Raw genomic sequence first — 22,892 nt, forward strand, 5'->3', positions numbered from 1 at the left:
TCACACGCTTTTCATAAAAGGCGCGAGCTATGCTGGCGTACAAAAGGCAGTGGATAGCACCCATTAGCGCATTGAAATTGTGAATAGTCCGGATCTAAACAATCCTATAGACCAGTAATATATTGCAAAAGGGGTGGAGTCGGTAGACTTATTAACTATTCGCCATCGAATAAAGATGGGTAATCTCACTCTGGCTGATGTTCTCAATATTCGGCATAAAAATAAACTGCATTATGAAAATGTTTATTGCTCTTTTTGTCGCAGTGAAATGAGTTTTGGAGATATTGTTATTGGAGCTCCATTCTGGGGTAGCAAAATGCAGGGGGCAGCTACTAAATCAGTATTTTTGGACTGTAATACAAATGAGGTGGTGCTTGTTTGGCGGTGGTATAAATCTACTTATATTTCTAAGTACCTTTTTGATTTTAATGTTGGTCTTGCAGAGTTTTCTTTATTTTCCATATTTCCTCCTTATTTCATTCGTATTTTATCTGGTTTTTTAAGAAACCTTCCTGGTTTGTCGCCTCACTTCCAAAATTATCTGTTCATGACAAACATCAAAAATTACTGAATATAACTTGAGTGTGAATGGCTGGTCATAGTACGTTAGTAGTACGGTTATGAGGGGTAACCCTCTTATTTTTATACTAGACGTTAAATAGGTGTCTTATGCCTGTTCGTGAACTTGATTTAGTTAAAATTTTTGCGCCTGAAGGTACCAATGTTGGGGATGCGCCGAACCTAGTCATCTCTGCCCACGGTGCCGCAACCAAAGAAGTTTTTTGTAGCAAGGGACATGGCGGTGATAATCTATTCTTTTTTGCCCCCCACGGTTATACGTTAGATGATCCGGGTCTGGAAAATGTAGTTAATGGGACCGCGAAATATCACGAGTGGGTTGGTAAAGGTAAATGGTGCAAAAACTATACTCTGAGTAAATTCCAGGGTTATCACGGATCTATGGCGGGGCAAATATTCGGTCGCCTAACGCGGCGATTCATTACTGATGGTGAAAGCTATAACGATATTCAGAGAGTTGTAGACTCGGCACATAAAAATAATCAATTTGTTGAGCGCAAGAAGACGGAGCTGGCAAAATATGATTTATCTGATCCGTTCCAAAAGTCTATGTACGATGCAAAATCCAGCTCGCTTGAAACCAGAATGGAAGCTAATTTTCTGACGATTCGAAATCGGCATAACCAAAAGAATCCGACACTGGTTGATGTGCTCAATATTCTGCATCGAAATAACTTGCATTATGAAAATATTTATTGCTCCTTCTGCCGCAATGAGCTGAATTTCAATAACTTTGTTATTGGTACACCTTCTTGGGATAGCCATAAGCAAAAAGTGTCTAGCTGAAGCAGTTAGATTGTCAAATTTCAGGCAAAAAAAGGGGGCGTAAACGCCCCCTTAATCCACTACTTATCAGGAGTGTGTGGAGAAAGCTAATTCCTTTTCAGATTCCTTGTGACCAATACCCGTCTTCCTTGTTTCCTGTAGCCAATCCATGGCCTCTTGTTGCTGTTTGAAATAGCGGACTTCACCGCTAACAAACCAGCTCCCGACTTTTGTGGCTATTTGCTGCCACTCCTCATCCCCAAGTACAGCGACATGCGAGAATTCATTGCCGTGCTTTAAGGCCAGCTTGAATTCATCCCAGATCGCGTGCATCCCCCAGCCCTCGAAATCCCGGAGATCAATCAGTAATTGAACCTGAGGTTTTTTTACCCCTTCCAGAGCATATTCTAATAGTGGTGTTATATGCTCATAATCCTCATGGGTTAACTCACCAATTGCCTTTATGTAAAGGAAAAACTCATCATTTATGCGTTCCATGCCAATGGATATGCCGTGGCGTTTAAACTGCATTAACATTTCCTCCCTGCTGTTTAGGTGACCTAAGCTAATGCCTGCGCGGGCATTTGATGTTGTGTCAGATCTTCGTGCAGGGATTCGTAAATTTTTCTGGTTGCCCTGTCGAAATATCTGCAGCTTAATTCACTGACCTGTTTCTGAATATAAATCCAGTCGGTAGTCCCCAGGTACTGTTCGATCTGTGGGAAAATAGATTTATTTTCCAACTCCATATGCTTGCGTTGCAGCTTCAGGTAGGTGTTGCAAGCTCCTTGCAGCACTCTCCGTTCAACGGTCGCATCATTGGCAATAGCGTAAAATAAAGCGCACATGTGTTTTGTCGCTGCGGCTATATTTTCATGCTGCATTTGCGCTTCGTAAATTGATTCCCTGTCATGCACTGGCTTAGTCAACAGCCGGGAAAATATTAAGTCCTCAACTGGGTGGTGATACCTATCCGGGTATGCTGATAAATAATCCAAAGCATCAAGGATCAGTGACAAGGTGTTCGGATCGCGGTCGCCGCAGCCAAAAAGATCCAGGAGTAATTGCTCAAAGGCGTTGAGCAACTCTTGCATATGTTTATGGTCACAGCACAGTTGTCGGTAGATGGCATTCATCCCAGACCTCCGCGATTTGTCGATGGGTCTATTGTTGCCATATGTACCAATCCAAAGTTGATTTGGATCAAGTGAGGGGGACTTAGTGGGACTCAAGGTGGAATTTACCGCTACCTACTCAGGGTAGGGCTGGGGTTATCAATAGGTATGAGGCTGACCATGCCGCTGAATTCCTTGGGCCAACTCTAATCTGTGCCTCGTTGTATTTGACCACAAGATAAATTAAACCTATTTTCGAGTAGCCCTTTCTTCAGTTTTTTCCACAAGTACGCTCTTCTGTCGGACCTAGATAAGGGTGTGTCTGATCCTTCATATTTTAATAATTTCTAATGACGTGTTGTTGCACATTTAAGCATGCTGCGATGTTTCCTGTTGCTCAATAAATTTATTGGTGCTGAAGTCGTAGGTTGTCATCGAATTATTCCGCAGCGCTCTATTTATGTGTCACGACAAAGTTAAAGCAACAGGATGGGAGTGTTAATGAAAATAGTTAAGGCTGGTATAGGTGTGCTGGCACTCGTTGTTTCAACGGGCGCAATTGCCGAGGGCGCCTACTGGGGGGGCGTGGCCGGAATAACAGATTTTGATTTCAAAGGGGTCGATAACCCTCTGAATTTGGGACTGCGAGCAGGTTATGTGCGGGCCTCGGGTTTTGGGGTGGAAGGTGAATATACCAGTTCACTATTAAGTGGTGAGACTGAGGCTTATGGTCGGAATGTGGATGTAGACATACGCACTCTTGCTACTTATGCGACTTACAGAACAGAGGGGGACTGGTACCTGAAAGGACGCCTGGGCCTTCTCTATGAAGACGTTTCTGTTGGCAGCGAAAGTAGTGATGACCTGGGTGTCAGCTTAGGGGCTGGAATTGGTTATAGCCTGAATGAAATTTATCACCTGGAGCTTGAGTACACCGTATTAGAGAAGGATGTCAGTTATTGGTCAGGCGGGTTTAGCCTGAGATTTTAATTGTCCCTTTCCTTAATTTAACTAATGGTGACATCTCTTTTTAGAAGCTCCTAGGTTACATACTGACTTGTCCAAGTGAACACTTGTGCCAATTGATCGTACCCCTATAATCCCTGCCCTTTGATCAGACTTCGAGATTTAAGGGGAAGATGGTGGGCTTTAATCTCAAGGCAATGGCTGCAGTTGCCGCTCTGTTGTGTTCCGCTACCGCTTATGGGCAGGGTGCGTATATCGGTGGCGTTTTCGGTGTTTTGGATGTTGATGCCAGGGGGAGAGCCCTTTAAATGGGGGGATTCGAGCCGGTTATACCTGGGGTTCTGGCTGGGGATTCGAGGCAGAAGTCACCGACTCTGTCATTGATGGTGAGTTCGACTACTACTGGTACGATTACAACTACTCCCTAGCAACACAAGCTGTTTATGCCACCTATCGCAGCCCGGGCAACATTTATCTGAAAGGTCGTATCGGCTACCTCCATGAGGAGTTGGAGATAGATAATTGGGAGAAAGAGTACTCGGATAACGGTGCATCTGCCGGGCTCGGGGCTGGTTTCAAACTGACCGACGAGGCGACCCTGGAACTGGATTACACCATCATTGAGTCAGATGTGAATTACTGGTCTGGCTCTGTGGTGTACAAATTCTGACCGTCTTTTTAAGGTGGACGGGTTGGTCCCGCCACGTCTCTGCATTTGCGCATTCATGCTGCCCTTGGTGTACAATGCGCGCCTTTCTAAAATGCCCAGAATGCATTGAGCAGTAGGGCCATCCCACGCTGGGAGCCTTTGGTCCTACTCATAAGTCTGGGCGCTGTGGTATCGAGTTTTAAAAGCCTCTACTCAAGCCCGCTTTACCGAGGGAACACCATGTTTGATTCATCTGTCACTTTAGCTTCTTACGACCCGGAAATTTGGGAAGCCATCCAGGAGGAAGACTCTCGTCAGGAAGACCATATCGAGTTAATCGCCTCTGAGAACTACACCAGCCCAATGGTAATGGAAGCTCAGGGCAGCAGCCTGACTAACAAGTATGCCGAGGGCTATCCAGGCAAGCGTTATTACGGCGGTTGTGAGTACGTGGACAAAGTGGAAACCCTGGCCATTGAGCGCGCCAAGGAGCTGTTTGGTGCTGACTACGCGAATGTGCAGCCGCACTCTGGATCACAGGCTAATGCGGCTGTTTACCAGGCGCTCTGTGCCCCAGGTGACACTGTACTGGGCATGAGTCTGGCCCACGGTGGCCACCTTACCCACGGTGCCCGCGTTAACTTTTCCGGCAAGATCTACAATGCAGTGCAGTACGGTCTGAACCCGGAAACTGGCGAAGTGGATTACGAGGAAGTTGAACGCCTGGCGCTTGAGCACAAGCCGAAGATGATCGTGGCTGGTTTCTCTGCCTATAGCCGAGTGATGGATTGGGCGCGTTTCCGCGAGATCGCTGACAAAGTGGGTGCTTACCTGTTTGTGGATATGGCTCACATTGCAGGCCTGGTTGCCGCTGGTGAGTATCCCTCCCCAATCTCCCACGCCGATGTTGTGACTTCTACTACTCACAAAACCCTGCGTGGCCCCCGCGGCGGTATCATCCTGGCGCGCGCCAACGAAGAAATTGAGAAGAAGCTCAACTCCGCTGTATTCCCCGGTGGTCAGGGTGGCCCGCTGATGCATGTGATCGCGGCGAAAGCGGTTTCTTTCAAAGAGGCCATGACCCCTGAATACAAGGCCTACCAGAAGAAGGTTGTGGAAAATGCCCGCGCAATGGCGGAGACCTTCCTCGATCGCGGTATCAACATTGTATCCGGTGGGACCGATGATCACCTGATGCTGGTTGACCTGATTGGCAAAGAGTACACCGGTAAGGATGCGGATGAAGCCCTGGGTAACGCCAACATCACCGTTAATAAGAACGCGGTACCCAACGATCCGCGCTCTCCTTTCATTACCAGCGGCCTGCGTGTCGGTACCCCGGCAATCACTACTCGCGGCTTTGGTGTAAAGGAAACCCAACAGCTCACTCACTGGATCTGCGACGTGCTGGATGCACTGGAGAAAGGTGATGTTGAAGCCACTATCGCCGATGTGAAGCAGAAGGTTCTGGGGATTTGCGCAGAGTTTCCTGTGTATAAAAAAGGCTGATCAGCACTGCTGACAAAAAAGCGGCTCATAGAGCCGCTTTTTTTATGTGTCCCTGTTGAATTTGCGATGCACTGTGGCTGTGCGTGCCGCGGTCACACAGTGCAACGGCTGTGGTAAACTGCGGCCCATTTTCCATTCCGGGGATAATCCCACATGCACTGTCCGTTCTGCAGCGCAGAAGAAACAAAAGTAGTCGATTCCCGATTGGTGGCTGAGGGCGACCAAGTACGCCGCCGGCGCGAGTGCCTGGAGTGCCACGAGAGGTTTACCACATTTGAAACTGCGGAGCTGCTGCTGCCGCGAGTGATCAAGCAAAACGGCCAGCGCGAGCCGTTTAATGAAGACAAGTTGCGCGCGGGTATTCAGCGCGCTGTGGAAAAGCGCCCGGTGAGTATTGAGCGGGTGGAGTCGGCGGTATCTCAAATAAAACACGCTCTGCAGGCGACCGGAGAACGGGAGTTGCCGGCGCGTGCTATTGGTGAATTGGTGATGGAGCAGCTGCGTGAGCTGGACCAGGTGGCCTATGTGCGCTTTGCTTCTGTCTATCGCCGTTTTGAGGATGTCAGCGAGTTTAGAGAAGAGATTGAGCGACTGACCAGTAAGGGATCGAAGACAGAATGAGTCAAACTGTTGTACACAGTGCGGAAGCACTGATGGCCCGCGCTATTCAGTTGGCAGAGCGCGGTCTCTACACCACTATGCCGAATCCGCGAGTGGGCTGTGTGATTACTGACGGGGATGGCAATGTTGTCGGCGAAGGCTGGCACAAGCGGGCCGGCGAACCCCACGCTGAGATCGAAGCCTTGAGTGATGCCGGCGACCTGGCTCAGGGGGCTACGGTTTATGTCACTCTTGAGCCCTGCAGTCATACCGGCCGCACAGGTCCCTGTGCCGAGGCGTTGGTAAAGGCCGGCGTGGCCCGGGTTATTTACGGAATGCAGGATCCGAATCCGAATGTCAGCGGTGCCGGATTGCAAATATTGCGCGATGCTGGGATCGAAGTGGAAGGCCCCATCCTGGAAGAGAGGTGTCGCGCTCTAAACCCCGGCTTTATCAAGCGTATGACCCTGGGACTGCCCCTGGTGCGAAGCAAATCCGCCATGAGCCTGGATGGGCGCACCGCTATGGCCAGTGGGGAGTCAAAGTGGGTATCGGGCCCTGCGGCTCGCGCCGATGTACAGCGCCTGCGTGCTCGCAGTTGTGCAGTGATCACCGGGGTTGAGACGGTGCGCTTCGACAATCCCAATCTCAATGTGCGCGCCGATGAAATGGCTCTGGAAATGCTGGCCGCAGAGCGAGCCGCAGAAGTGCAGCCGCTGCGGGTAATTGTTGACAGCCAGCTGCGCACCCCAGCGAGAGCCTTTATTTTGCAGGGGGATGCCCCCACATTGGTGTGCACGACAGAGCGCGTGGAGGCCGAGCGCCGCGAGCGTATTGAGAAAACGGGTGCGGAAGTCGTGGTTTTACCCCACGACAAAGAGGGCCGCGTAGACCTGCTCGCCCTGCTCAAGGAGTTGGCGCGACGCCAGTGCAATGAAGTTTTGGTAGAGAGCGGTGCGACCCTCTCTGGTGAATTCCTCTACCGGGGCCATGTCGACGAAATAATTGTTTATATGGCGCCAAAACTGCTGGGTAGCACCGGGCGGCCGCTGTTTGAACTGCCTATCGAGCGTATGGGCTCGATGCTGCCGATTACGATTACCGATATGCGCGCAGTTGGTCACGACTGGCGCATTACTGCAACAACCGATATCGAGCGCTGATGTTTACCGGAATTATTGAAGCCTTAGGCGAGATCGCAGAGTTAAAACCCCAGGGCGGCGACCTGTGTGTGCGTGTGCGCAGCGGTAAGCTGGATCTGGGGGATGTGCAACTGGGGGACAGTATCGCCACCAATGGTGTTTGTCTCACGGTTGTGGATCTGCCCGGTGATGGTTACTGGGCGGATGTCTCTGCGGAAACCCTGGATGTGACAACGGTGGGCCGCTGGAAAAAAGGCGACCGGGTCAATCTGGAAAAAGCACTGACACCCCAGACCCGCCTGGGTGGACACATTGTCAGCGGCCATGTGGATGGTATTGGCGAGGTGGTATGGCGTAAGTCCGAGGCTCGCGCCGAGCGGTTCCGCCTGCGCGCACCGGAAAATCTGGCTCGCTATATTGCCCATAAAGGGTCTATCACCGTCGACGGCACCAGCCTCACGGTCAATGCCGTGGATGGGGCTGAGTTTGAACTCACCATAGTGCCACACACGTTGCAGGAAACGATTATGGCCGGCTATACCGCTGGTACTCGGGTCAACCTGGAAGTGGACCTGATTGCGCGCTACTTGGAGCGGCTACTCCTCGGTGATGAGGCAGCCAAGCCTAGTGGTGGGGGCATGACCCTCGAATTTTTGGCCCAGAACGGGTTTTACAAGCGCTAAAGATGGGCCGTGCACCACGGCGAAAACAGCAGCGATAGCCGCTCTATTTGCAATTGATAAATTTATCCAGAGTTAACCATGGAACTAAATACGGTTGAAGAACTGATCGACGATATCCGCCAGGGCAAAATGGTAATCCTGATGGATGATGAAGATCGCGAGAACGAGGGCGACCTGGTGATGGCTGCGGAGCAGATTCGCGCTGAAGACATCAACTTTATGGCCACTCATGCCCGTGGCCTGATTTGTATGCCCATGTCCAAAGAGCGCTGTGAGCAGTTGGACCTGCCGCTGATGTCGCGAGACAACGGAGCCCAGTTCAGCACCAACTTCACCGTATCCATTGAGGCGGCAGAGGGTGTCACCACCGGTATTTCCGCCGCCGATCGCGCGCGTACGGTTCGCGCCGCTGTGGCCAGAAATGCCAAGCCCAGCGATATTGTACAGCCCGGCCATATCTTCCCCATTATGGCCCAGCCCGGCGGTGTATTAAGCCGCGCAGGCCACACCGAAGCCGGTTGCGACCTGGCCCGCCTGGCGGGTTTTGAGGCGGCTGCGGTGATTGTTGAGATCATGAATGAAGACGGCACCATGTCCCGCCGCCCGGACCTGGAAAAGTTCGCGAAAGAGCACAACCTGAAGATCGGCACTATCGCCGACCTGATTACCTATCGCGCCCTGAATGAGAAAACCGTTGAGTGCGTTAATGAGCGCAAGGTGCGCACCGAGTTCGGTGAGTTCAAGCTGCGCACTTATCTCGATAAGGCCCGCCGCGAGCGCCACTTTGCCTTTGTTAAAGGCGACCCCACCCCAGAAGAGCCGACCCTGGTTCGTGTGCATGTGGGAAATACTCTGCGCGATGTGCTTACGATTCAGCGCGGCGATGAAAAATTCACCCCGTGGACCTTCCGTCGCGCGATGCAGCGTATTGAAGAAGAGGGCAAGGGTGTTGTGGTACTGATCTGCCACAACGAAACCACCGAAGAAATTGAAGAGAGTATTGATTGGCTGATCAGCGGCAAGCAACAGCGCCCCAGCCAGGACCTGGTGTACAAGCAGGTAGGTACCGGTTCGCAAATTCTGCGGGATCTCAAGGTGCGCAAAATGCGCCTGATGAGCGCGCCGTTCAAGTTCAGTGCTATTTCCGGGTTTGATCTCGAAGTAGAGGAATACCTGAACGTAGAGGCGCCGCAACTCTGATAAAAGAGTAACAATACTGAAGCGCCGCTACTGTCCTGATAGCGGCGGCGATGAACAAGAAATACGGATTGAAAATTATGAGCAATATTCAAGTGATCGAAGGGGACTTCGTCGGCAGTACGGGCAAATATGCACTGTTGGTGAGCCGCTGGAACAGCTTTGTGGTTGAAAGCCTAAAGGATGGTGCACTGGACACCCTGCGCCGCAAGGGTATCAAGGATGAAGATATCACTATCTACTACGCCCCGGGCGCATTCGAATTTCCCCTGGCGGCACAGAAGCTGGCTGAGACTAAAAAGTTTGATGCCATTATTGCCCTGGGGGCGGTTATCCGTGGTGGCACCCCGCACTTTGAGTATGTGGCTGGCGAGTGCACCAAAGGCCTGGCTCAGGTATCCATGAATACTGGCATTCCCGTCACCTTTGGCGTGCTGACAGTGGACTCCATTGAGCAGGCTATCGAACGCTCAGGCACCAAGGCTGGCAACAAAGGTTGTGAAGCCGCCGAAACCGCCCTGGAAATGGTTTCCCTACTCGGCAAGATTTAATTGCCGGCGCGCCGGCACAAAAGGTGTGTCGGTGCAGCCCATTCTGTGAAGTATCTACCGGAAAAGACAATGACCGTAACTGCATCCGCCCGCCGTAAGGCACGTCACTACGCCATGCAGGCGCTCTATCAGTGGCAGATGGCCGGCGCCAGCCTTAATTCCATTGAGGCCGAGTTTCACGCCGATAATGATATGAGCAAAACCGACGTGGAATATTTTCGTGATATTTTCCACGGTGTAGCGAAAAACCTCGATGAGGTAGAGGGCGCTTACACGTCGCACCTGGATCGCAAAGTGGAAGACCTGGACCCTGTATCCCGCGCGCTGTTGCGCATGGCCACTTACGAGCTGAAAAACCGTATCGATGTGCCTTACAAGGTTGTCATTAATGAGGCGGTGGCCCTGGCGAAAAAATTTGGTCCCACCGATGCCTTCAAGTTTATCAATGGCATTTTGGATAAGACCGCTGCGGACCTGCGCTCGGCAGAGGTAGCCGCAGACAAGAAGGGCTGAGCCAGCAATTATGTCTAAAGCGCCGGGGGAGTTTGAGATCATCCGCGATTACTTCGCCCGCGCTCCCCAGGGCGAAGGTGTAGCCCTGGGGATTGGCGATGACTGCGCGCTCTTGCAAGCACCTGTCAGCGGGCAGCTGGCTACTTCTATGGACACCCTGGTAGCAGGTCGTCACTTCCCCGCAGGTGCCGACCCATTCATGCTTGCCAGCCGTGCACTGCGTGTGAATATCAGTGACCTGGCGGCAATGAATGCCCGCCCCCTCTGGTTTACCCTTGCCCTGACCTTACCCGATAGCGACTCCGTTTGGCTGGAGAAATTCGCCAGTGGCCTGCTGGAAACTGCTGGCAAGTTTGGGGTTTCCCTTGTGGGTGGTGACACTACCGCTGGCCCCTTATCCATTACAATTCAGGTGATCGGCCATACGGAAAAGCCCCTCCGGCGGGATGGCGCTTCTGTCGGCGACAATATTTATGTGAGCGGCCCACTGGGCGCTGCCGCAGCAGCCCTGCCCGTTGTTTTGGCAGAGCGGAATGTGACTGAGTCAGTGCGGCGGGAAGCGGAGCAGGCTTTCTATTTTCCCGAGCCGCAATTAGAAACTGCCAACGCGATTGCAGGCATTGCTACCAGTGCGTTGGATATTTCCGATGGATTACTGGGGGATCTGGGCCATATCTGCAAAGCGAGCGGTGTGGCAGCAGAAATAAACCTGGAGTCTCTGCCCATAGCACCCCTGGCCAATCGATTGGCAGCTGATACTGCCGTAGAGCTGGCGGCCTGTGGAGGGGATGACTACCAGCTCTGTTTTACTGCTCCGGCAGCCGCTGTTGATCAAGTTCGTCAGCTGGGTTTCACCCCCATAGGGAAACTCGTTGAGGGGGGCCGCAGGTACATTGCTCCTATCACGGGAACCCCTGGGTTGCTCAATCGCCAGGCTATAGGCACTTTTAAGTCATTGTGTAGACCATAGTGCCTTTGTGAGAATTCAATAACATGAGCATTAACAACCCGACATTTTCCCAGCTGTTGCGCGATCCCACCTTACTGTTGGCATTTGGGTTCGGCTCCGGGCTGGCACCGAAAGCGCCGGGTACGTTTGGTACCCTGGCAGCGATTCCTTTTTGGTGGTTGATGAAGGATTTGCCTCCATTCTGGTATCTGGCCATTGTGTTTGTTACCGGTGTGGTAGGTTGCTATCTATGTGGTGCAGCTGCCAAGAAAATGGGAGTTCACGATCACGGCGGTATTGTTTGGGATGAAATGGTGGGCTACTGGCTCACCATGTTTATGGCTCCTGCAGGTTGGGCTTGGGCACTATACGGCTTTGTCCTCTTCCGGATATTTGATATTGCCAAGCCCCCGCCCATTGGCTGGGCTGATCGCAAGGTGCAAGGTGGCGTTGGGATTATGCTCGACGATATACTGGCCGCCGTTTATGCCTCCCTGGTACTGCAAGTAACGGCGTGGGTACTGGGCGCTTAGATTGATAGGGAAGATCAATGCGCAGCTATTTTGTATTTTTTTTCAGTCTCTTTATTGCTCTGAGTGCTAATGCGCAGCAGGTTCAATTAAAGGGGTTATTTGGCGATAGCGCCATGCTGGAAATTGATGGCCGCCAGAAAATTCTTAAGGCGGGACAAAAATCCCCAGAGGGTGTCACCCTGTTGGAAGCGACTACTCGTTATGCACGGATTAGTGTGTCTGGACGAGAGCAAAAGCTGACCTTGGATGCACCTATAGCAACCAGTTTTGCCAAGGCGGCGAAAGCAGAAGTACGGCTTCCCGCCGATAGCCGTGGACATTATTTAACAAATGCCTGGGTCAATGGCCTGAGAGTGCCGATGATGGTGGATACCGGCGCTACCAATATTGCTATTAATTATCCTACCGCTCGTCGCCTAAGGCTGAATCTGGATAATGCCGAGGAAGTACTAGTCTCTACTGCTAATGGTATTACTAGTGTTTATCGAGTGAATCTTAGCAGTGTCACCATAGGTGGAATCAAGGTTCACAATGTTGATGCGACAGTTCATGCCGATGACTTCCCCCAGGTGGTACTTCTTGGCAACAGCTTTCTCAGCCAGGTTGATATGGAACAGCAGGGCGGTGTGCTGGTACTGCGCGCCCGACACTGATTTAAAGAGGTATTAAGTTGACCATTCGTTTTGTGGAATCCTCAAAACTACCCACCTCTTGGGGTATGTTTGAGATGCACGGTTTCGAGGAAGTGGAATCCGGAAAAGAGCACGTGGTGCTCACCATGGGTGACTTCGATACCGAAGAGCCTCTGTTGGCCCGTATTCATTCTGAGTGCCTGACCGGAGATGCACTATTCTCCCTGCGCTGTGATTGTGGTGCCCAGCTACAACATGCTATGCATCGTATTGCGATGGAGGGGCGTGGAGCTATTTTCTATCTCCGCCAGGAGGGCCGTGGTATCGGTCTGTTAAATAAGATTCGCGCTTACCACTTGCAGGATTGTGGTGCGGATACGGTGGAAGCTAATGAGCAGTTGGGCTTTGGCGCCGATATGCGGGATTACTCGATTCTGAAAGCAATGATCGAACACCTGGGTATTCATGCCATTCGCTTGATGACCAATAACCCGCGTAAGGTAAAAGCGCTGGAGGACTTGGGCATCAATGTGACTGAGCGCCTGCCGCACCAGTCCGGACGCAATCCCCACAATGCCAAGTATTTGTCTACCAAAAAAGGCAAACTTGGTCACTTGATCGAAAATGAGGATGAAGAAGGAAAAGAGGAAAACTAACTTTCACTTTTCTTGAAGCACCCCAATAAAAAAGGCCGGAAAATCCGGCCTTTTAAAATTTATAAAGAATTAATATCTACGGCGTGGCTGCACAAATACTGTGGTAGTTCGGCCGGGCAGAGTAAAGGTGCCGCTGCTCCTATCAAATTTTACTTTGTGCAGGCGTGAGTCTACTGATCGGCGCTGACGTGGGTGCTTGAACAGGTACTCACCAATAAGGTTTTCGCTGGTAAATTCCAATGATTCGTCATCGCCATTAAACAGCACCACAATACGTTCAAAGCGGCGATCGATGTTGCCATTGGAATCGGATAACTCCATCACAATCAGCCCAGGAATCTGGTCGGGTCCGGTGTTGAGGAAATTGAGATGTGCTTCTACGGACTCTGCATCAGACAAGCGGAACAGGGGAGAGCTGTTGCGAATCGCCAGCTGCTCGCGGAATAGAGCAGAGCTCCACAAGCGGTGCCGGCGCTCGGGAGCCAATTCCGGGTTTGCCAGTAAAGGTTGCATCAGGGACCAGTTATCTTCGTTTTTATCTGCGATAGGTAAACCCGCAGCCCAATTATCGGTGGCGAGGCTGAAGTCCAGTGCATTAAACCAGTCACCGGAGTTGTAGCTGTCCCGATCCATCGACTTTGAGCGCAGGAAATCCTGGCCTGCGTGGATAAACGGCACTCCCTGGGCGAACAGAACCAGGGAGTTACTGAATGCCTGGATACGCACTCGTTCAGCCAAGTCGGCGCTGTCGCTGGCTTTGATCTGTACTCCGTCGAACAGCGTCTCGTTGTCGTGGGCGGCAATATAATTAATGGATTCCTGCGGGTCGGCGGTATAGCCGGTGGGCTGGCCGTTATAGACCAGCTCGCTGCCGGTAATGATATTGCCGTTGGCATCTTCAAAAGGATAATCCGCCAGGTTGCCGGCGAGGGAAATGCGGACTTTATCTGCCAGGGTTAGCAGTGTGGCACGCTCATCTTCTCCCTCAAACTTACCGTTGCTGTCGGTGAACAGACCGGTACCAAAGCCCTGCTCCTCAAAACCTCCAAAGGGGTTGCCGCCACGGACGGAATCGCGCAGGCGATCGTTAAAGGTGCCGACACCGCTGCCGGCCATATTGCCCTGGCGGGCCTGTACAAAGCGAGCATCGTCAGCCACTTCGCCAAAATTCCAGCCCTCGCCGTACAGGTAGATAGCTTTGCCGTCGACACCATCGGCTGCCGGGGTCAGTGATTGCAATGCCGCTTGCGCCTTGAGGATATTGTCGAGGCTGTGGTGTCCCATGAGATCGAAACGGAAGCTGTCCACCTTGTAGGACCGGGCCCAGGTGACCAGGGAATCGATCATCAGCTTTTCCATCATGGCGTGCTCACTGGCGGTATTTGCGCAGCAGCTGCTCATCTCCACTCCGCCCTCCAGATTGCGGCGGTGGTAATAGCCGGGGACGATTTTATCGAGTACGGAGTTGTCGTATTGGCCATAGGAGCTGGTGTGGTTGTAAACCACGTCCATTACCAGTCGCAGGCCGGAGTGGGATAGCCCTTGCACCATTTGACGGAATTCGCGAATGCGCGCAGGTCCATCGGGAGCGCTGCTATAGCTGCCTTCGGGGACCGTGTAGTGCAATGGATCGTAGCCCCAGTTAAAGCCATCGGTATCGCGAATAGCATCTACCTGGGCCTGCTGCTCGCTGCTGTCCGGCGCGTAGTCTGAGAGGTCCGGGGTTTGCTGCTGCTGGGTGCGATCCTCATTGACTGTGGCAAAGTCAAAGGCCGGCAGCAAGTGGATATGGGTGAGGCCGGCGCGGGCCAGTTTATTGAGGTGGCGCATGCCGTCGCTGTGCTTGCGGGTGAAAGCCTTGAAGGTGCCGCGCTCTGCTTCGGGGACAGTTTGATCCACAATACTGAAATCGCGTACGTGCAGCTCGTAGACACTGATATCTTCCGGCTGGGTTAATCTGGGCTTGCGCAGGCGATCCCAACCGCGCGGCTTCAGGTCCCGGTCATTCAGGTTAATGATCTGGCTTTTGCCACTATTGATGGAGAGACTCAGGGAATAGGGGTCGGTGACCAGGTTGGTTTCAATCTGGCGGCTGAAGTAGGAGTACACCTCGACCTCATAGAGATAAAAGTTGCGGTCCCACTGCTTATCGATATCGGCACTCCAAACCCCGGTAGATTCATCGCGCAGCATGGATACCACCTGACCGGCGCTATCGCTGCTGGGGTCTGTAAACAGGTGCAGCTTTACTGCCCGTGCAGTGGGTGCCCAAAGATCGAGCTGGATAATCTCCTCGCCGACACGGGCACCGAGTTCACCGTCGTAGTAGAAGCGATCATCGAGCGCGCCTGCTATCTGCACACCAGTCGCATCCAGTAACGTGCCCTCCGCATCGTAAGCGGCGAGGGCCAGCTGCTGGGTGACCAGATCACTGATGGAGGCCTGCCCTGGCAATTGCCAGGCACTGAAACTGGCCAGGTGCGGGAATTTTTGTTGGGCGCTGTCGGGCAGGGTGGCGAGAGGGGTGAGATCGATGGTGCCGTCGGAACGGATATCACCGTCCTCCAGTTCTAGCTCGGCGCTGTTGCTGTAGTGCAATTTAACCTCGATACCTTCCTGCACCTGGATATCCCAGGCAAAGCTGCTGGTATCCACCCAGTGAGCTTTATCACTGCTCAGGTCACCCTTGGCGAAGCCATCACTGCTGACGGTGACTTCTTTACTATTCGAGTCAAAAGCAAAGTAGATTTCGTCGTAATCGGCGGCCACGGTAAAGCTGACGTTGGTTCCATTGTTGCCGTAGCTCTCCTCCCAGCCTTCGTGCAGGGCTACCTTGAATTCATAGGAACCGGCAGGCAGTGCTGAGGTGATAAAGGTGTAGGTGCCATCTCCATCGGCATCCTGCATCCAGCTGCGTAGGCAACCGGGTTGCCAGTCTCCCGGGCACCCCAGCAGGGATTGGAAGTTGCCGGCTACAGTGGCGACCACGCTATTGTGGTTGTCGGTGATCCAGTGACTCTCGTGGTCGTAGATAAATTTAACTTCGCGGGCCTCATCCAGGCTAAGGGAAATATTACCGCCGTCCCGCTGGCCGCCCCAGCCATAATTTTCATCCCAGCTGTTGTTGAGAGCGGCTTTGTACTCCCAGTTGCCGGCGGGTATCCAAAAGTTGCCTTGCCATTTGTCGTCTTCGCTGTCATAGCTGAGCAGGGTGGCGACACAACCTGGTTGCCAGTCGCCATCGCAGCCCAGTTGGCTTTGTAGGTTGCCGGGAATATTGACCTCTGTGGGGTCTGGTGTGTCAGATGCCCACACCGGTATTTGGATGGAGCAGAAGACTGCCCCCAGAATCAGCCCCGCCTTTGTGCCGGGCCCTGTAAATTTTGTTGTTGGCATAGCGCTTCCCATTTTTTTTGTACTTGTTGCGGTTCTCTCAGTTGGTATTGAATCGCAGTCACGCATTGACGGCCTCCCACCCCGAGGAGGTGGAGGTCTGGGGGAGGTGGTTGGGGGTGTCATAAAAGCTTTATAAATTCGTCACTTGGTGGAAACACCCGCAGGAGAAGATGCTTCTCGAGTAAATGCGATGGCGAAAGAAAAAGCCGGATCTATACTCAACTGATCGGGTTATGGTGAGTCGAGAAAGGTGATGCACTCGCTGTAATCGGATTCGAAGGCCGGCTTTTGCCGGCTTTGCTTTTTGTGGCGGGGCAATTACTAAGAGGCTTCCCGGGATTATCCTTGCTCCTATCCCCGGGTAGTGCTAATTTGCCCATAGCCCGCCAGGTACTATGGCGGAATCCAGAACTCAATGACTGCGGAGGATGATTGATGATTGTTGCAACCCTCCGTCGGGTCCAGTAGCAGCCTCCAGCTGCCCACGCCCGGCGATAGATTCCTAGACGTCGGGCTTTCCCTGAGAAAGCTCTGTTGGCCGCGTATCTGCGGTCGCTTGGTGCTTTGTTGCGCCCAGAGGGTTTCAATCTTGAGTAAATCTCACTTTACCCGCCGGTCTGTTAATAGATTCGGCACTAAATCCCTATCTATCAAAATTGAGCGGGAAACCTCTCCGCTACAAAAACTCGGTTGGAAGTCTTTTTCCAACAGCAGCTGACGCTCGAAGAACTCGAGCAGTGTTTGCCGCTGCGGATTATGGCTGTACACCGCAGTCGCCTGGAATTGGCCGGCGAGCAGGGGGCTGTGTCCCTTCCCTAACCGGGAGTCTTGTGGCTAATTTGCCCGCGGTGGGGGATTGGCTGTTGTTAGAGAAGAGCAGTGGATATTTCGTGCGTTTGTTGAGCCGCAGCAGCCAGTTTGAGCGCATGGCACCTGGGGGGCATCAGGTGCAGATGATCGCAGCCAATGTCGATAGTGTTTTTATTGTTTCGTCTCTGAATGATGACTTTAACCTCTCACGTATTGAGCGCTATTTGGCTCTGGCTCGGGAGTCTGGTTGCAGCCCACACCTGATACTGACTAAGGCCGATCTGTGTGAAGATACAGCCCCTTTTCTTCAGGCATTGCGTCCATTCGGCGAATTACCCGCTGCAATGGTAAATAGCCTGGATCGAGAGAGCGTGGCACAGCTGCGCCAGTGGTGTTTACCGGGAGAAACTATCGCGCTGTTAGGTTCTTCTGGAGTGGGTAAATCCACTTTGCTAAATACGCTGTCTGGCGAATCCCTGGCTGAGACTGGGACCATTCGCGAGGCCGACAGTAAAGGGCGTCACACTACACGGAAACGCTCTCTTCACTCCCTGAGTTGGGGAGCGCTGTTACTCGATAGCCCTGGAATGCGGGAGCTGGGGTTGGTGCATGTTGAAGATGGCGTGGCGGAGACTTTTTCTGATATTGAGGCCTTGTCCAGAGAGTGTCACTTCTCTGACTGCCAGCACCAGTCAGAGCCAGGCTGTGCGGTACAAGAGGCAATAACGGGCGGTTCGTTGGATGATCGGCGCTTGCGCAATTGGCAAAAACTGCAACAGGAATTAAGCCGTAACGGTCTAACTCTGGCACAGAAGCGGGCAGGGGAGAGAGCGCTATCCCAGATGTATCGATCTGTACAAAACCAGGCGCGTAAACACAAATATTCAGAGGATTAATAGAACTGGCCCCCGGGAATTTTCCCGGGGGCTTCTCAATTAATGAGAGAGTTTTAACGTGACAACACCTAAGATAATGAGCAAAACTCCCAGATAGCGTCCAAGGCTGGTGGAGTCTCCAAAGAACAGCACCCCTACCGCAAAGGCTCCGGCGGCACCAATTCCTGTCCAGACCGCATAGGAAGTACCAATAGGTATCTCCCGCTGCGCCAGCCATAGAAGAAATCCACTGACCCCAATAAATACCACAGCCATAACCACACCCAGAAGGCGGGTGTTACTTCCCTGTGAAATTTTCAGTCCCAGCACCCAACCAATTTCGCATAGTCCGGCGAGTATTAAGTAGAACCAGGCCATGATATTCCTTTAAAAATAGCTTTGGGGATTTCAACTTCAGCGCCGCTTGTGACGCTTGCTTGTTGATAAACATATTGAAGGGTCAATAGAAAAGATATAGCTGAGAATGGAGGAAACGCTTTTTATGAGGCTTGGGGCAGGCCAAGCGGCAGACCATACTTGTCTTTAGCAGCTGCAACTTCCGATATAATCAGGTTTGAAGGGAAGTATCCGACGATAAAAATAAAATCAGTTATAGGGAGTTTGGCCAAGTTGAAAATGATCCATGGAATAAAAGGAGTCTTATTATTTTTTGTGTCTGTCTGGTTATGTTTCCTCTCTGACTTTTCGTATGGTAATGAGACGAAGATAGAAACCCTGGTTGTTACAGCGGGCAGGTATGCTCAGGGCATTGCGGAGCGGGTAGAGAGCATTTCCGTTGTCGACAATGATGTACTCAAGAAAGCGGGTAACACCCATATCCAACAAAGCTTGGCGAGTGTGCCCGGAGCAAATCTGGCTCGAGGAAATGGGCAGGAATATCTGCCTGCCCTGCGCTCCCCAGTACTGACGGGTGCGGGAGCTTGTGGGGGAGTTCTGACAGCAGAGGATGGTATTCCACTGCGAGCAAATGGCTTTTGCAATATTAATGAGTTATTTGAATCTTTTAGTGAGACAGCACGTCATATCGAAGTCATAAGAGGGCCTGCTGGTACGCTATATGGTTCAAATGCCCTACATGGATTGATCAATATTATTAGCCGTGACCCTGTTGAGGATGAGGGTGGATTACTCAATGTTGAGACGGGGCCGCACGATTATCACCGAGTGGGTGTGTCGGCGAATCATCATTTTAATACTGAAGGTGATGGAATAAGTACGGATTTGTATCTGACGACCGATGGTGGCTATAGAGATCACTCAGGTGTGGACCAGCAAAAAGCCAGTGTTCAGTATGTTAGCCACATCGGAGATAGCAGGGTTCGAACCCGTTTGGTAGCTACAAACCTGAACCAGGAAACTGCGGGTTACGTTGAGGGAGAGAGCGCTTATCGAGATCCTCGATTGAGCCGTACAAACCCCAACCCAGAGGCATTTCGGGATGCCTATGCTATCAGGATGTATTCCCTGATCGATTTACCTATTAATCGTGATAGCCAAATACAGTTGTCGCCGTATTTTCGAAAAACCAAAATGCGTTTTCTGCAACATTATTTACCGGGCCAGCCTTTGGAAGAAAATGGTCAGGAAAGTATTGGAATTAGAACTAGTTATTATCTGGAGTTGGATAAAAAGCTGAATCTGGTTTCGGGTATTGATACGGAATTAAGCGAGGGTTATCTCTGGGAGGTGCAAGAGAGTACTACCGAGGGATCTGAATTTCTTCAGGCGACGATTCCTGTGGGGAAGCACTATGATTACGAAGTGACGGCTTGGAATCTCGCTCCTTACGCATCGGTAAACTGGCAGGTTGGTGATAAATTAGAAATTACTGGCGGAGTGAGGTTTGAGTCTGCACGTTACAATTACGACAATAACATGCTCTCCGGTCGTACCGATGCAAATGGAATAGCTTGTGACTTCGGCGGCTGCCGGTTTAGCCGACCGAGTGACCGAAAAGATAGATTTAGCAATATATCTCCCAAGCTGGGTGCTCTGTTACAGTTAGATAGTGAATTTCAACTATTTACCCAGCTCGCTCAGGGATATCGGGTACCCCAGGCGACAGAATTATATCGCTTACAGAGGGAGCAAACGGTTGCAGAATTGGACGCTGAAGAGCTCAATAGCTTTGAAATAGGGCTGAGGAAGCTGGGTGATTCCCTATCATTTGAGTGGGTGGCCTATGCAATGGAAAAGGAAAATGTAATTTTTCGCGATGCTGATTACTTTAACCAGTCCAATGGAAAGACCCGGCACTGGGGACTGGAATTAGCGGTTAATTATGAGTTTTCTGAAAGTCTGCGCTTTGAGGGTAGTACCAGCTATGCTGAACATCGCTATGACGATCAACGGGAGTTAGAGGGCGTAGAACTGAATGGCAATTTTGTAGATTCCGCACCAAGAACTTTTGGTAGCTATCGCCTGCAGTGGTCGCCCGGCTCTCTTATATCGGCGGAACTGGAGTGGTTACATCAGGGCAGTTATTTTACCGATCCTCAAAATGCTCACCGCTATCCGGGGCATGACTTACTCAACTTTCAATTGGCCTGGCAGTGGGATCAATATGGATTTTCGACACGATTATTGAATATTACTGACAGAGCCTATGCTGAGCGTGCCGATTACAGCAGCTTTAGTGGCAGCCGGTATTTCCCCGGAGAACCTCGCTCAATTTATTTTGGAATTGATGTTGAATGGTAATGGGGTAACTAGGGTTGTTTTATCGAAACTTCCTTTTTGCAAAAGGTTTGAAATCTATTGCAAAAAGGAAGTAGAAGCCGACAGGTCTGGATTAACTGGTAGCGGGCTTTTCGATCTGTTGCGCATCGATATGGGCAGATGCTGAGGCCTGGCTTTCCAGCCAGTTGTCCATACGCTCTTCAAGAATATTCAGTGGCAGTGCTCCAGCACCTAACAGAGCGTCATGGAAACTGCGAATATCAAAATTGCTGTCGAGGGCTTCCTCCGCCTCCCTGCGCAGCTCTTTAATTTTGAGCTGCCCCAGTTTGTATGCCAGGGCCTGGCCCGGCCAAACCAGATAGCGGTCGATCTCGACGGTCACATCGTGGAGTGGTTTGGCGCTGTTTTCCATAAAGTACTCGATCGCTTCCTCGCGACTCCAGCCCAGCTGGTGCATACCAGTATCCACTACCAAACGCACTGCACGCCACATATCGTAAGTGAGTGCACCGAACTCGCTGTAGGGGTTTTTATACAGGCCCAGGTCGTAACCAAGACTTTCTGAGTAAAGGCCCCAACCCTCCACAAATGCGGTGTAGAGGGCCATACGGCGCAGCGGGTGAATATCAGTTTGCTCTTGTGCCAGGGCGATTTGCAGGTGGTGACCTGGCATTGCCTCGTGCACTGTGAGAGCCTCCATTTCCCATTTCGGGCGGCTGGGCAAGTTGTAGGTATTGGCAAAGAAAATACCTGCACGGCCAGCCTCATTGGAGCCCGGTTGGTAGTAGGCAGTAGTTTGGGCCTGTTCTGAGTAACCGGGAATTGGTTTCACACCATAGGGCAGGCGCGGCAAGGTGCCAAATAGGGCGGGCAGCTCTGCATCAATACGCTTGGCGATATCGCGGTAGTCCTGCAATAAGCCTTCCCGGCTGGTGTGGTAAAAGCGCGGGTCGGTACGTAGAAACTCGGTGAATGCTATGAAGTCTCCCTGGAAGCCCGTCTTCTGGATGATTTTATCCATCTCCCCGCGAATTCGCTTCACTTCCGCAAGCCCAATGCGGTGGATCTCTTCGGGACTAAGATCGGTGGTGGTACTCTCTTCCACTTTATGGGCGTACCAGCGCAGACCGTCAGGGCGGCTGGTTAAAGCTGTATCCACCTGGGCCTCGGGAATATATTTTCGCTCAACAAATTCAGCCATACCCTGCCAGGCCGGTACCAGTTGTTTGCTGTAAATGGCATAGGCACGTTGCTGCAGGCTTTTCCGTTTGGCCGCAGGAATGGACTCGGGCATTTGGCTAAAAGCTGTCAGCAGCGGGCTGTGCTCCGGCGCGGCAGGTACCAGTGCGCGTATCTGACGCGGCAGGTCGCGCAGGGTAATTTGTGGTGGTGTGACTCCTTTGCGCAGACCCCGGCGCATCAATCCCTGGGTTTGTTCAATCAGGATTGGCAACCTTTCCAAGCGGCTGATTATTGTCTCGTAATCAGTTGCAGTGCTCTTGGGCATGCTGTTGATAACAGCTGGCACATTGCGCTGGATACCGCTCATATGGGTAATTGGTTGCAAGTGTTCTGGAAACTGGAAACCTTTCACTTCTCCCAACAAGTCTTGGTAGAGCAGTTGGTAATCCAATTGCTGCTCGGCAGGCAGATCACTTTGATCGATATTACGTGCAGCCCCCAAAAGGATTCGTGTCTGCTTCTGCCTGAGTTCCACTGCCTTGAGGGAGTCATCTACCCAGCGATGATTTTGCCCAGGATAGCCCTCGTAGGTTGCCTGGCTGGGGTAACTCTCCATAATCCAGCGATAGCGCAAATCCTGCAGGGCGGTGAGTCGCTCTGAGGCACTGTTCTCCGGAAGGGACTTGTAAGCTTTTCGGAAGGTGTCCTGGTCCATCGCTGAGGCATTGAGGCTCACAACAAGTCCCAGGGATGTAAATAGGGCTTTTCTGATAAACGACATAATCCCCTCAAGTGAAAACGTGTGGCCCCAATAGTGGCCGGATTTAGTCAATGGGTGGTTTGTTACCACTGCCGGCAATTTATTGCCGGGCATTTGAAGAGCAGCCAGC

The 22,892-nt window shown here is 51.8% G+C and carries 24 protein-coding genes; 19 read left to right on the top strand and 5 right to left on the bottom strand.

Features of this window, described 5'->3' with window-relative positions:
* Positions 1-175: 175 nt before the first annotated feature.
* Complete coding sequence (locus P0078_RS17440; protein WP_282931188.1) at positions 176-571, top strand: hypothetical protein; 396 nt, start codon at positions 176-178, stop codon at positions 569-571.
* A gap of 98 nt (positions 572-669) precedes the next feature.
* Complete coding sequence (locus P0078_RS17445) at positions 670-1,365, top strand: putative adhesin (RefSeq protein WP_282931189.1); 696 nt, start codon at positions 670-672, stop codon at positions 1,363-1,365.
* Positions 1,366-1,431: 66 nt separating this feature from the next.
* On the opposite strand, the gene P0078_RS17450 is transcribed toward P0078_RS17445, so the two are convergent.
* Both P0078_RS17450 and P0078_RS17455 read right to left on the bottom strand, forming a co-directional pair.
* Positions 1,432-1,875, bottom strand: a complete 444-nt coding sequence (locus P0078_RS17450; RefSeq protein ID WP_282931190.1) for a SpoIIAA family protein — start codon at positions 1,873-1,875, stop codon at positions 1,432-1,434.
* Positions 1,876-1,904: 29 nt separating this feature from the next.
* On the bottom strand, positions 1,905-2,480 hold the full coding sequence (locus P0078_RS17455) for a hemerythrin domain-containing protein (protein ID WP_282931191.1): 576 nt from the start codon (positions 2,478-2,480) through the stop codon (positions 1,905-1,907).
* 480 nt (positions 2,481-2,960) lie between these two features.
* Between P0078_RS17455 and P0078_RS17460 the strand changes: the two genes are divergently transcribed.
* From P0078_RS17460 to ribA, 14 genes are all read left to right on the top strand, one after another.
* Entirely contained in the window at positions 2,961-3,449 is a 489-nt protein-coding gene (locus P0078_RS17460; RefSeq protein ID WP_282931192.1) for an outer membrane beta-barrel protein, read from the top strand.
* 149 nt (positions 3,450-3,598) lie between these two features.
* Entirely contained in the window at positions 3,599-3,733 is a 135-nt protein-coding gene (locus tag P0078_RS17465) for a hypothetical protein (protein ID WP_282931193.1), read from the top strand.
* A gap of 8 nt (positions 3,734-3,741) precedes the next feature.
* Positions 3,742-4,095 (top strand): outer membrane beta-barrel protein, encoded by a 354-nt coding sequence (locus P0078_RS17470; RefSeq protein WP_282934635.1) that lies wholly within the window; start codon positions 3,742-3,744, stop codon positions 4,093-4,095.
* A gap of 219 nt (positions 4,096-4,314) precedes the next feature.
* Positions 4,315-5,583, top strand: coding sequence for a serine hydroxymethyltransferase (gene glyA, locus P0078_RS17475; protein ID WP_108734578.1), 1,269 nt, complete (start codon positions 4,315-4,317; stop codon positions 5,581-5,583).
* A gap of 153 nt (positions 5,584-5,736) precedes the next feature.
* Positions 5,737-6,204 carry a transcriptional regulator NrdR gene (nrdR, locus tag P0078_RS17480; RefSeq protein WP_108734577.1) on the top strand — a complete coding sequence of 156 codons (468 nt, stop codon included), beginning with the start codon at positions 5,737-5,739 and terminating at the stop codon, positions 6,202-6,204.
* Entirely contained in the window at positions 6,201-7,346 is a 1,146-nt protein-coding gene (ribD, locus tag P0078_RS17485; RefSeq protein ID WP_282931194.1) for a bifunctional diaminohydroxyphosphoribosylaminopyrimidine deaminase/5-amino-6-(5-phosphoribosylamino)uracil reductase RibD, read from the top strand. Before nrdR ends, ribD begins: the two co-directional genes overlap by 4 nt.
* On the top strand, positions 7,346-8,008 hold the full coding sequence (locus P0078_RS17490) for a riboflavin synthase (protein ID WP_282931195.1): 663 nt from the start codon (positions 7,346-7,348) through the stop codon (positions 8,006-8,008). The genes ribD and P0078_RS17490 overlap by 1 nt, the downstream gene beginning before the upstream one ends.
* 78 nt (positions 8,009-8,086) lie before the next feature.
* Positions 8,087-9,208 carry a bifunctional 3,4-dihydroxy-2-butanone-4-phosphate synthase/GTP cyclohydrolase II gene (gene ribBA / locus P0078_RS17495; RefSeq protein WP_108734574.1) on the top strand — a complete coding sequence of 374 codons (1,122 nt, stop codon included), beginning with the start codon at positions 8,087-8,089 and terminating at the stop codon, positions 9,206-9,208.
* Positions 9,209-9,285: 77 nt separating this feature from the next.
* On the top strand, positions 9,286-9,756 hold the full coding sequence (gene ribH, locus P0078_RS17500) for a 6,7-dimethyl-8-ribityllumazine synthase (RefSeq protein WP_108735355.1): 471 nt from the start codon (positions 9,286-9,288) through the stop codon (positions 9,754-9,756).
* A 69-nt stretch (positions 9,757-9,825) separates the two neighbouring features.
* Positions 9,826-10,269, top strand: a complete 444-nt coding sequence (nusB, locus tag P0078_RS17505) for a transcription antitermination factor NusB (RefSeq protein WP_282931196.1) — start codon at positions 9,826-9,828, stop codon at positions 10,267-10,269.
* Positions 10,270-10,279: 10 nt separating this feature from the next.
* On the top strand, positions 10,280-11,239 hold the full coding sequence (gene thiL, locus P0078_RS17510) for a thiamine-phosphate kinase (protein WP_282931197.1): 960 nt from the start codon (positions 10,280-10,282) through the stop codon (positions 11,237-11,239).
* 23 nt (positions 11,240-11,262) lie between these two features.
* The gene (locus P0078_RS17515) at positions 11,263-11,751 is read left to right on the top strand and encodes a phosphatidylglycerophosphatase A family protein (protein ID WP_282931198.1); all 489 of its coding nucleotides are present in this window, start codon (positions 11,263-11,265) and stop codon (positions 11,749-11,751) included.
* Between the two features lie 17 nt (positions 11,752-11,768).
* Positions 11,769-12,404, top strand: a complete 636-nt coding sequence (locus tag P0078_RS17520) for a retropepsin-like aspartic protease family protein (protein ID WP_282931199.1) — start codon at positions 11,769-11,771, stop codon at positions 12,402-12,404.
* Positions 12,405-12,421: 17 nt separating this feature from the next.
* Positions 12,422-13,039: a GTP cyclohydrolase II gene (gene ribA / locus P0078_RS17525; protein WP_282931200.1), complete on the top strand. Its 618-nt coding sequence runs from the start codon at positions 12,422-12,424 to the stop codon at positions 13,037-13,039.
* Between the two features lie 69 nt (positions 13,040-13,108).
* Here ribA and pulA read toward each other — a convergent pair whose 3' ends face one another.
* Positions 13,109-16,435, bottom strand: a complete 3,327-nt coding sequence (pulA, locus tag P0078_RS17530; RefSeq protein ID WP_282931201.1) for a pullulanase-type alpha-1,6-glucosidase — start codon at positions 16,433-16,435, stop codon at positions 13,109-13,111.
* Between the two features lie 690 nt (positions 16,436-17,125).
* Here pulA and P0078_RS17535 point away from each other — a divergent pair.
* Entirely contained in the window at positions 17,126-17,254 is a 129-nt protein-coding gene (locus tag P0078_RS17535; RefSeq protein WP_282931202.1) for a hypothetical protein, read from the top strand.
* An 11-nt stretch (positions 17,255-17,265) separates the two neighbouring features.
* Positions 17,266-18,141 carry a ribosome small subunit-dependent GTPase A gene (rsgA, locus tag P0078_RS17540; protein ID WP_282931203.1) on the top strand — a complete coding sequence of 292 codons (876 nt, stop codon included), beginning with the start codon at positions 17,266-17,268 and terminating at the stop codon, positions 18,139-18,141.
* 39 nt (positions 18,142-18,180) lie between these two features.
* Here rsgA and P0078_RS17545 read toward each other — a convergent pair whose 3' ends face one another.
* On the bottom strand, positions 18,181-18,498 hold the full coding sequence (locus tag P0078_RS17545) for a DMT family transporter (RefSeq protein ID WP_108734565.1): 318 nt from the start codon (positions 18,496-18,498) through the stop codon (positions 18,181-18,183).
* Between the two features lie 294 nt (positions 18,499-18,792).
* Here P0078_RS17545 and P0078_RS17550 point away from each other — a divergent pair, with 294 nt between their 5' ends.
* A complete protein-coding gene (locus P0078_RS17550; RefSeq protein WP_282931204.1) occupies positions 18,793-20,841 on the top strand; it encodes a TonB-dependent receptor in 2,049 nt (682 codons plus the stop codon).
* A gap of 91 nt (positions 20,842-20,932) precedes the next feature.
* Here P0078_RS17550 and P0078_RS17555 read toward each other — a convergent pair whose 3' ends face one another.
* Positions 20,933-22,783 (bottom strand): DUF885 domain-containing protein, encoded by a 1,851-nt coding sequence (locus P0078_RS17555; protein WP_282931205.1) that lies wholly within the window; start codon positions 22,781-22,783, stop codon positions 20,933-20,935.
* Positions 22,784-22,892: the final 109 nt, after the last annotated feature.

The organism is Microbulbifer sp. VAAF005 (assembly GCF_030012985.1).
Lineage (GTDB): Bacteria > Pseudomonadota > Gammaproteobacteria > Pseudomonadales > Cellvibrionaceae > Microbulbifer.

What these genes read in the sequence shown, in the direction of transcription:
- P0078_RS17450 (WP_282931190.1), bottom strand. Translation starts at nt 1,875, where the DNA reads ATGCAGTTTAAACGCCACGGCATATCCATTGGCATGGAACGCATAAAT.
- P0078_RS17520 (WP_282931199.1), top strand. Translation starts at nt 11,769, where the DNA reads ATGCGCAGCTATTTTGTATTTTTTTTCAGTCTCTTTATTGCTCTGAGT.
- ribH (WP_108735355.1), top strand. Translation starts at nt 9,286, where the DNA reads ATGAGCAATATTCAAGTGATCGAAGGGGACTTCGTCGGCAGTACGGGC.
- pulA (WP_282931201.1), bottom strand. Translation starts at nt 16,435, where the DNA reads ATGCCAACAACAAAATTTACAGGGCCCGGCACAAAGGCGGGGCTGATT.
- ribD (WP_282931194.1), top strand. Translation starts at nt 6,201, where the DNA reads ATGAGTCAAACTGTTGTACACAGTGCGGAAGCACTGATGGCCCGCGCT.
- P0078_RS17515 (WP_282931198.1), top strand. Translation starts at nt 11,263, where the DNA reads ATGAGCATTAACAACCCGACATTTTCCCAGCTGTTGCGCGATCCCACC.
- P0078_RS17465 (WP_282931193.1), top strand. Translation starts at nt 3,599, where the DNA reads ATGGTGGGCTTTAATCTCAAGGCAATGGCTGCAGTTGCCGCTCTGTTG.
- P0078_RS17445 (WP_282931189.1), top strand. Translation starts at nt 670, where the DNA reads ATGCCTGTTCGTGAACTTGATTTAGTTAAAATTTTTGCGCCTGAAGGT.
- glyA (WP_108734578.1), top strand. Translation starts at nt 4,315, where the DNA reads ATGTTTGATTCATCTGTCACTTTAGCTTCTTACGACCCGGAAATTTGG.
- P0078_RS17440 (WP_282931188.1), top strand. Translation starts at nt 176, where the DNA reads ATGGGTAATCTCACTCTGGCTGATGTTCTCAATATTCGGCATAAAAAT.
- P0078_RS17555 (WP_282931205.1), bottom strand. Translation starts at nt 22,783, where the DNA reads ATGTCGTTTATCAGAAAAGCCCTATTTACATCCCTGGGACTTGTTGTG.
- ribBA (WP_108734574.1), top strand. Translation starts at nt 8,087, where the DNA reads ATGGAACTAAATACGGTTGAAGAACTGATCGACGATATCCGCCAGGGC.
- nrdR (WP_108734577.1), top strand. Translation starts at nt 5,737, where the DNA reads ATGCACTGTCCGTTCTGCAGCGCAGAAGAAACAAAAGTAGTCGATTCC.
- thiL (WP_282931197.1), top strand. Translation starts at nt 10,280, where the DNA reads ATGTCTAAAGCGCCGGGGGAGTTTGAGATCATCCGCGATTACTTCGCC.
- P0078_RS17455 (WP_282931191.1), bottom strand. Translation starts at nt 2,480, where the DNA reads ATGAATGCCATCTACCGACAACTGTGCTGTGACCATAAACATATGCAA.
- P0078_RS17545 (WP_108734565.1), bottom strand. Translation starts at nt 18,498, where the DNA reads ATGGCCTGGTTCTACTTAATACTCGCCGGACTATGCGAAATTGGTTGG.
- P0078_RS17490 (WP_282931195.1), top strand. Translation starts at nt 7,346, where the DNA reads ATGTTTACCGGAATTATTGAAGCCTTAGGCGAGATCGCAGAGTTAAAA.
- nusB (WP_282931196.1), top strand. Translation starts at nt 9,826, where the DNA reads ATGACCGTAACTGCATCCGCCCGCCGTAAGGCACGTCACTACGCCATG.
- P0078_RS17460 (WP_282931192.1), top strand. Translation starts at nt 2,961, where the DNA reads ATGAAAATAGTTAAGGCTGGTATAGGTGTGCTGGCACTCGTTGTTTCA.